This window comes from Cellulomonas septica (assembly GCF_012396155.1).
In the GTDB taxonomy this organism is placed as follows: domain Bacteria; phylum Actinomycetota; class Actinomycetes; order Actinomycetales; family Cellulomonadaceae; genus Cellulomonas; species Cellulomonas septica.
Map to the genome: position 1 here is coordinate 1 of NZ_JAAXOY010000102.1, position 7,940 is coordinate 7,940.

General features: G+C 73.9%; 9 protein-coding genes and 1 pseudogene. 4 read left to right on the forward strand and 6 right to left on the reverse strand.

The window, feature by feature from the left end:
- The 3 genes from HGA02_RS06025 to HGA02_RS06035 all read right to left on the reverse strand — a co-directional run.
- A partial coding sequence (locus HGA02_RS06025) for a transglutaminase N-terminal domain-containing protein (RefSeq protein ID WP_281357115.1) occupies nt 1–405 on the reverse strand: 405 nt, incomplete at its 3' end.
- Nucleotides 405–1,334, reverse strand: a complete 930-nt coding sequence (locus HGA02_RS06030) for an alpha-E domain-containing protein (protein ID WP_168678246.1) — start codon at nt 1,332–1,334, stop codon at nt 405–407. The genes HGA02_RS06025 and HGA02_RS06030, both read right to left, overlap by 1 nt.
- Complete coding sequence (locus HGA02_RS06035; RefSeq protein WP_168678247.1) at nt 1,328–2,914, reverse strand: circularly permuted type 2 ATP-grasp protein; 1,587 nt, start codon at nt 2,912–2,914, stop codon at nt 1,328–1,330. The genes HGA02_RS06030 and HGA02_RS06035 overlap by 7 nt, the downstream gene beginning before the upstream one ends.
- Before the next feature lie 99 nt (nt 2,915–3,013).
- On the opposite strand from HGA02_RS06035, the gene HGA02_RS06040 reads away from it, so the two are divergent.
- Complete coding sequence (locus tag HGA02_RS06040) at nt 3,014–3,556, forward strand: type II toxin-antitoxin system PemK/MazF family toxin (RefSeq protein WP_343035310.1); 543 nt, start codon at nt 3,014–3,016, stop codon at nt 3,554–3,556.
- A 176-nt stretch (nt 3,557–3,732) separates the two neighbouring features.
- Nucleotides 3,733–3,993, forward strand: a complete 261-nt coding sequence (gene rpsT / locus HGA02_RS06045; protein ID WP_124343141.1) for a 30S ribosomal protein S20 — start codon at nt 3,733–3,735, stop codon at nt 3,991–3,993.
- Nucleotides 3,994–4,236: 243 nt separating this feature from the next.
- Here the strand turns inward: rpsT and HGA02_RS06050 are convergent, their stop codons facing one another.
- Complete coding sequence (locus HGA02_RS06050) at nt 4,237–5,559, reverse strand: helix-turn-helix domain-containing protein (RefSeq protein ID WP_124343140.1); 1,323 nt, start codon at nt 5,557–5,559, stop codon at nt 4,237–4,239.
- 135 nt (nt 5,560–5,694) lie between these two features.
- Complete coding sequence (locus HGA02_RS06055) at nt 5,695–5,838, reverse strand: hypothetical protein (protein WP_168678248.1); 144 nt, start codon at nt 5,836–5,838, stop codon at nt 5,695–5,697.
- A 208-nt stretch (nt 5,839–6,046) separates the two neighbouring features.
- Here HGA02_RS06055 and HGA02_RS06060 point away from each other — a divergent pair, with 208 nt between their 5' ends.
- The gene (locus tag HGA02_RS06060) at nt 6,047–6,775 is read left to right on the forward strand and encodes an EAL domain-containing protein (RefSeq protein ID WP_124343139.1); all 729 of its coding nucleotides are present in this window, start codon (nt 6,047–6,049) and stop codon (nt 6,773–6,775) included.
- Nucleotides 6,776–6,893: 118 nt separating this feature from the next.
- On the forward strand, nt 6,894–7,511 hold the full coding sequence (locus HGA02_RS06065) for an EAL domain-containing protein (RefSeq protein ID WP_168678249.1): 618 nt from the start codon (nt 6,894–6,896) through the stop codon (nt 7,509–7,511).
- A 280-nt stretch (nt 7,512–7,791) separates the two neighbouring features.
- On the opposite strand, the pseudogene HGA02_RS20810 reads toward HGA02_RS06065, so the two are convergent.
- Nucleotides 7,792–7,940: pseudogene (locus HGA02_RS20810) on the reverse strand (DNA polymerase III subunit delta); the annotation flags it as partial.

Sequence of the window (7,940 nt, forward strand, 5' to 3'; positions counted from 1 at the left end):
CTCCAGGCCGTCCGCGGCCGCGTGCGCGAGCGCGACGACCTCGTCGGGCGGCTCCGTCGTCGGCGTGTCCGCGAGGAACTCCGCGAGCCGGTCGCGCAGCTCGGGGCCGCGCAGGACGTCCCAGCCGACCGGCGCGCGTCCCGGGACGCGCTCCGCGACGTCGACCAGGTGCTCCGCGGTGATGACGAGCGACTCGTGCGGCGCGAGCACCTCGAACGCCGTGACCGCGCTGCCCCAGTAGTCCCGGTACTCGTGCCACCACGTGTGCGGCTTCACCTCGAGGCGCGTCTCGACGACCGTCTGCCCGACCTGCGACAGCGGCGTCATGCGCGCCTCGTTGTACGACGCCGCGACCGGCCCGGCGTACCGGAACGTCGACGTGTGGACCACCCGGAGCCGCGCCATCAGAGAGCCTCCCCCACCCACGTCGTCGCGGCACCGGACGGGAAGTAGCGGCCGCGGATCGCGTCCGACGCCGCCGAGCACGCCCGCTGCACCTGCTCCATCTCCTTCGGCAGCGCGTCGAGCACGTCGACCAGCGGCCGGTACTCGAGGTTCGTCCGGACGTACCCGATGTGCCGCCGCGCCTCGTCGACCGTCGCCCGGTCGGTCACCGGCTCGAGCGCCGCGAGGCACTCCTCCGCCTGGTTGAGCGCGAAGACGATGGACCGCGGGAACAGCCGGTCGAGCAGCAGGAACCCGGCCGCGCGCTCGTCGGACGCCGTGCCGCGGTAGGTCCGCAGGAACGCCTCGTGCGCGCCGCAGGAGCGCAGCAGCGTCGTCCAGCTCGGGCCCGCGGACCCCGCGAGCGCGCGCGTCGTGAGCAGCCGGGCTGTCATGTCGGCGCGCTCGATCGACCTCCCGAGCACCATGAACGCCCAGGTCTCGTCGCGCGACGTCGCGGAGTCCATGATCCCGGCGACGACCGCGGCCCTCTCCCGCACCCACGTGAAGTAGTCGTGCGGGCGCGCGGGCCGCATGTGCGACGGCAGCTGGTTCCACGTCGTGTTGAGGCACTCCCACAGCTCGGTCGAGATGATCTCGCGCGCACGTCGGGCGTTCTCCCGGGCGGCGACGAGCGAGCCGGCGATGGCCGACGGCGCGAACCGGTCGTAGGCGAGCACGTCGAGCACGTGCTCGCGGCCGACCTCGACGTGCGGCGGCGGCGCGGTGCGGTCCATGACGGACAGCAGCGACCGGCACGCGAGGTCCTCCTCCGCCCACGGGTCCTCGAGCAGGATCTGCACGTGCACGTCGAGCAGGCGTGCGGTGTCGTCGGCGCGCTCGACGTACCGGCCGATCCAGAACAGCGACTCGGCGATGCGGCTCAGCACGGGGCACCTCCGTCGACGGTCCGCGACTGCTGCTGCTGCATGACCTGCACGCGCACGTCGCTCGGGTTCGCGTCGATCGGCACGGCCGCGTCGAGCGGCACCGGCTGCGGCAGGCCGGACGACGGCTGCGGAGCGCGGCGCGGCACGGCGCCGCCGAGCACCCACGTGTCCTTCGACCCACCGCCCTGCGACGAGTTCACGACGAGCTGCCCCTCGGGCAGCGCGACCCGCGTCAGGCCACCGGGCAGCACCCACACCGCGTCGCCGTCGTTGACCGCGAACGGGCGCAGGTCGGTGTGCCGGGGACGCAGGCCGTCCTCGACGAGCGTCGGGATCGTCGACAGCTGCACGACGGGCTGCGCGATCCACCCGCGCGGGTCCTCGACCAGCCGCGTCCGCAGCTCGGCCAGCTCCGCCCGGCTCGCGGCGGGCCCGACGACGAGCCCCTTGCCGCCCGAGCCCGCGACGGGCTTCACGACGAGCTCGTCGAGCCGGTCGAGCACCTCCTCGAGCGCGCCCGGGTCCTCGAGCCGCCACGTGTCGACGTTCGGCAGCACGGGCTCCTCGCCCAGGTAGTAGCGGATGAGGTCGGGCACGTAGGTGTAGACGAGCTTGTCGTCGGCGACGCCGTTGCCGACCGCGTTCGCGAGCGTGACCGTGCCGTTGCGCGCGCACGTCATGAGGCCCGGGCTGCCGAGCAGCGAGTCCGACCGGAACGACACCGGGTCGAGGAACTCGTCGTCGACCCGTCGGTAGATGACGTCGACGCGGCGGCGCCCCTGCGTCGTCCGCATCCAGACGCGACCGGCCGCACAGAACAGGTCGCGCCCCTCGACGAGCTCGACCCCCATGGTCCGCGCGAGCAGCGCGTGCTCGAAGTACGCGGAGTTGAAGACACCGGGCGTCAGGACGACGACGGTCGGGTCGTCGACACCCGCGGGCGCCGCCGCCGTGAGCGCCGCGAGCAGCCGCCGCGGGTAGTCGACGACCGGGCGGATCCGCAGCGCCGCGAACAGCTCGGGGAACGTCTGCGCCATCGCGCGCCGGTTCGACAGCACGTAGCTCACGCCGCTCGGCACGCGGACGTTGTCCTCGAGCACCCGCCAGTCGCCCTGCCCGTCGCGGACGAGGTCGATGCCCGAGACGTGCACGCGCACGCCGTTGGGCGGCTGGATCCCCCGCGCCGCGCGGTGGAAGTGCTCGGACGACACGACGACCGACCGCGGCACGACGCCGTCGGCGATGGCGCGCTGCGGCCCGTAGACGTCGGCGAGGAACGCCTCGAGCGCCCGCACGCGCTGCGCGACGCCCGGCGCGACGTGCTCCCACTCCTCGCCCGCGACGACCCGCGGGACGACGTCGAGCGGGAAGGGCCGCTCCTCGCCCGCGAAGTCGAAGGTCACGCCCTGCGCCAGGTACGACCGCGCGAGCGTGTCCGCGCGTCCGCGCAGCTCACCGGCCGAGAGCTGGGCGAGCGCCGCGTGCAGGTGCCGGTACGCCGCGCGGGAGCCGCCGGTCTCGGGGTCGATCATCTCGTCCCAGGCCGCCCCCGTCGGGTAGTCGTCGAAGAGGTCCGCCATGGGCGCGACAGTAGCCCTCCCGTGTCAACGTCGCGTTACGTGCGACCGGCGCCCCCGCGCCCCCGGACGACCGGCCGACGAGCCGGTACCGTCGGGCCCGTGACGACCTCCCGCCGCCTCGGGTCCGCCCTCCGCCGGCTCGGTGCGCTGCTCCCCGGCCGAGGCCGCACGAGCGTCCCGCGCTCCCCGGGCGGGGTCGTCGGCGACGCGCGGCCGACCACGCGGGGGCGGTCCCGTCCGGCTCCCGCGCCCTCCGGGCCGCGCGTCGAGTACACGCCCCGGCTGGACGGCGAGCCCGACCCCGGCGAGGTCGTCTGGGCGTGGGTGCCGTACGAGGAGGACCCCGCACGCGGAAAGGACCGACCGGTGCTCCTGATCGGGCGCGACGGCACCACGCTGCTCGGGCTCACCATGACGAGCAAGGACCACGACCGCGACGCGGCCGACGAGGCACGCTGGGGACGGGTCTGGATGGACGTCGGCACCGGCGCGTGGGACGCGCAGCACCGGCCCAGCGAGGTGCGGCTCGACCGCGTGATCCGCCTCGAGCGGTCGGCGGTGCGCCGTGAGGGCGCGGTCCTCGACCGGGCCGTCTTCGACGCGGTGACCCGGGCCGCCGCCGAGGTCCGCCGGTCGCGCTGACGCGGATCTGGGGGGTCCCGGGTGACCTGCTAAGATTGTGAGTTGCGTGTCCGCCCGGGTCGGCGGGCACAAGCCCAGCTCCTCTCCGCGGGTGTCCCCACGCCCCAGTCCCGGAGCTGTGCGCGCCCTCTACGACCTGTCAGATCGCTTCGGCGAACACACCAGAGAGTTCTCACGTGGCCAACATCAAGTCCCAGATCAAGCGCATCAAGACGAACGAGAAGGCCCGCCTGCGCAACAAGGCGGTCAAGTCCGAGCTCAAGACGCACGTGCGTCGCGTCCGCGAGGCCGTCGCCGGTGGCGACAAGGAGGCCGCGTCGACCGCGCTCGCCGCCGCCTCGCGCAAGCTCGACAAGGCCGTCTCGAAGGGCGTCATCCACGCCAACCAGGCCGCCAACAAGAAGTCGGCGCTCGCCAAGACCGTCGCCGCGCTCTGAGGCACCTCGCGGGGGCACCTGCCCTCGCACCACGACAGGCGTCACCCTCGGGTGGCGCCTTCGTCGTCTCCGGGAACCGTCGGACGCGTCACCCGCGGGTGGCGCCCTCGTCGTCCCCGACGAGCGGCGGCCGCGCCCGGTGCCGCACGCGCCCGTCGCCACCGCCCGCCCGATCGCCGGCGGGCATAAGTGAAGGCGTCACCCCCCCTGCGGGGTGACGCCTTCACCTGTCTCCGGCATCCGTCAGGTCAGCGACCAGGTCTCCCAGCTGCTGAGAGGGACGGAGGGCCGGAAGCCTGCCTCGCGCAGCGCGCGGTCGAACGCCTGGGCGGCTGCCGCGGCGTCGCCCTGACGCAGGAAGCGGTCGCCGAGGTCGCGCCACGCCGCCGCGGACTGCCGCGACGCCTGCATCATGCCGAGCATGTCCGCGGCCCACCGGTACGCCTTCGCGGCCCCGTCGTTGTCGCCGCGCGCGTAGAGCACGTCGCCGTACGACAGCTGGGCGATGGCGGTCTCGATGCGCGGCGGGTCGCCCAGCCGGTCGAGCGCGGCCTTGACGAACGACTCGGCCGTCGCCAGGTCGCCGAGCAGCAGGTGCGCGCGGGACCGCTCGACGTCGAGGCGTGCGAGCTCGATCTCCGACCCCAGCACGGCCAGGTCGGGGGCGGCGCGCTCGATGTGCTCGAGCGCCTCGCGCGGCTGGGCCGGCTCCGAGCGCAGCAGGAGCCACGCGTAGTTGAGACGCAGACGCGGCAGGTCGCGGTCCGGCTCGCCCTCCGAGAGCAGCGCGAGCGCGCGCTCGGTGTACCGCTGGGCCAGCTCGTAGTCGCGACGCTGCTCGGCGACGAGCGCGGCGTTCCAGTAGACGCTGCCCCGGCCGCGCGGGCTGCCCTGCGACTCCGCGAGCGCGATGAGCTCCGCCGCGCGGTGCGTCGAGTAGAGCAGGTCACCGCGCTCGACGTAGGCCCACAGCACCGTGGACGCGAGGCGCAGCTGCTCGTCGGTGCCGAGCAGGTCCGCCTCCTCGAGGTCCACGAGCACGCGCTCGCCGACCTCGACGCTGCGGTGCAGGTCGCCGGCCTCGAGGTAGGACGCCACGAGCGCCGTGGCGAGCGTCGCCGCCTCGACGTGGTGGTGGCGGGCGCGGGCGTCGGCGACGAGCGGCTCGAGGATCGCGACGGACTCCTCCAGCTCGCCGACCGCCTCGTGCGCGCGGGCCATCTCGCTGAGCGCCATGACGCGCAGCGAGGGGGTGACGACGTCGAGGTCCAGCGCCTTGAGCCGGCGCAGCGCTCCGGCTGCGTCGCCCTGCGTGAGGTCCAGACGTGCGTAGTCGATCTCGAGGCGGGTCCGCGCCTCGTTCGGTCCGTCCTCGCCGTGGCGCAGGTACTCGAGGGTCGTCCCGAGCCTGGAGGCCAGCACAGCGAGCGCGGAGTCGGTCGGTTCCCGGTGCCCGGCCTCGATCAGCGAGATGTAGCTGGGCGAGAAGGCCGACCCGGCGAGCGCCGTCTGCGAGAGCCCAGCGGCGAGCCGGGCCTCGCGTACCCGGTCAGCAATGGTCGTCATGGGAAGTCATTGTATGTGTGACGGTCGCCGATTGCATCACCCTCTGCCCGGCGAGTACCCGGGTGTCGTCCCGCCACGTCAGGGAGGCGTCCCGCGGGGCGTCGGCACCCGGGCCCTCGCCCGGTGGTGCAGAGGTCAGACGATCTGGCGGCAGCAGCCGGTCGCGCCACCCGAGAACGGCGTGATGACGGTGTCGTCGGCGAGGGCCGTACCGGCACCGAAACCGAGCGTGGCCAGCACCGCGACGATCGCGAGGGCGGACGAGAGGGGACGAGGCATGGTGAAGCTCCTGTCAAGCAATGCACGGACGTGGTCACCGTAATGATGACGGCCTGGACGGTGTGCTGTCTCCCGTTCCCCTCGATTCAGCACAGCGGGTGAAGTTCCGCGCGCGCACGCCGCGATCGTGCGCCTGCACGCGACCTCCCGAGAAATCCACCCGCGTACGAGCGGTTCACAGGCCGGGAGTTGTGGTGTCATAGATGCCATGACACCGGACGACGTCGACGGGCGTATCGCGCGGCTCGCCGCAGCCGTCGAGGCTGCGATCCCTGACTCGCTCCGCGACGAGTGGGAGCGGCGCGTCGGACGCGAGCCCGTGCTGGTCGCCCGCCAGGGCATCTTCTCGACCCACGGCCGCCCGTTCGCCTACCAGCTGTCGTACCGCGCACCCGGTCAGCACACACAGACCGCGCACTCCTGGAGCACCTACCAGCACGAGCGCGCGACGGCCCACGTGCTCGGCGCCACGTTCGGCCGCGCCGACCTCGAGCACGTCGCCCACGGGCGCCTCCTGTTCGTCCGCTGCCCGCGCGCCTACCTCATCGGCGACCTCGCCGTCCCGCGCCGGCCCGACCGCCTGGTCATCGAGATCACCGACACCGTGAACGTCGACTCCGCGGTCCTCGCGGGCGTCCGTCGCCTGCGGGAGGAGGGGTTCCGCATCGCGGTCCCCGGGTTCGTCAGCAACGCCGACCAGCGGCGCCTGCTCCCCCACGCCGACTTCGTGAAGATCGACGTCCGCGACCTCGACGTCGAGGGCCACCCCGTCGTCGACCTCGCGCGCTCGTACGGCGCGCTGCTCGTCGCCGAGTACGTCGAGAACGCCGACACCCTGCGGTACGCACGCGACCTCGGCTTCTCGCTGTTCCAGGGCAACCTCCTCGAGCGGGCCGGTGTCCTCGACCGCGCCGGCGCCCGCCCCGTCAGCCACTGACGGGAGCGTTCCCGGGCCCGGACGGCCCGCCTCGGTGACAGCCGCACGTGAGACCTGTCACAGGAATGGCAGAACCGCGTCATGATCGGGCGGAGCCGCCCTCTCATGAGACGTGACCATGCCCGCGCCGTCGCCGAGCGCACCGCCGCACCTGCCGGTCGCCCGGCAGCCGATCTGGACGACGTCCGGACGACTGCACGGTCACGAGTACCTCTACCGGTCGTCGGCGGGCCTGCCCGTCGGGGTCGACCGGTGGAGCGCACACCTCCAGGACGGCGCGACCACCGCCGTGCTCACGGCCCTCTTCCACGACGGCCCCCCGCCCGGCGACGCGCTCGCGTTCGTCAACGTCACCCGGTCCTTCCTCGTCCGTGACCTGCCGTTGCCGCCCTCCGCCGGGCGGCTCGTCATCGAGGTCGTCGAGAGCGTCGAGGCGGGACCCGACGTGCTCGACGGGCTGCTCCGGCTGCGCGCCGCCGGCTACCGCATCGCCCTCGACGACTTCGTCGCGTCACGCGACCAGCTCGCCATGCTCCGGTACGCCGACTACGTCAAGATCGACTGCCGCGACCTCGAGACCGGTGGCGACGAGCTCGTCCGCGTCGCGCGGGCCTTCGGCGCGCGGCTCGTCGCGGAACGCGTCTCCAGCAGCGCACGGCGCGCCCGGTGCGTCGAGCTCGGGTTCGGCCTGCTCCAGGGCGACGCGCTCGGGCGGGCGGTCACGCTCACGCTGTGACCTCCCCCCACGCCCGCGTCGGCCCTCGGTCGGCGCCGCGCACCCTCGAGGCGGGTCACAGCGACGCGTCGACGTCAGGCAGCCTGCCGCCGGGCCGGACGGACGGTTGCCCGGCGGCATCCGGGTGACGGGCACGACGGCAACCGGGTGACGCGACTGCGCCGACGTGCAGCATCCGGCGGTCCCGGGGGCCTCCACGCGGTGTCGCGCGACGCGGCAGGCGGCCTCGGACGACACGTCGGGTGGTGACGGCGCGCGTCACGCGGTGCAGGAAGGCACGTCAGGCGGTGCCGGACGACGCCGCCACGCGGAGGACGGCGCGCTCGACGGCGAACCGCGGGTCGCGACCCTCGCCCTTCACCTCGGCGTCCGCCTGCGCGACCGACGAGATCGCCGCCGCGAGACCCTCCGGCGTCCACCGGCGCAGGT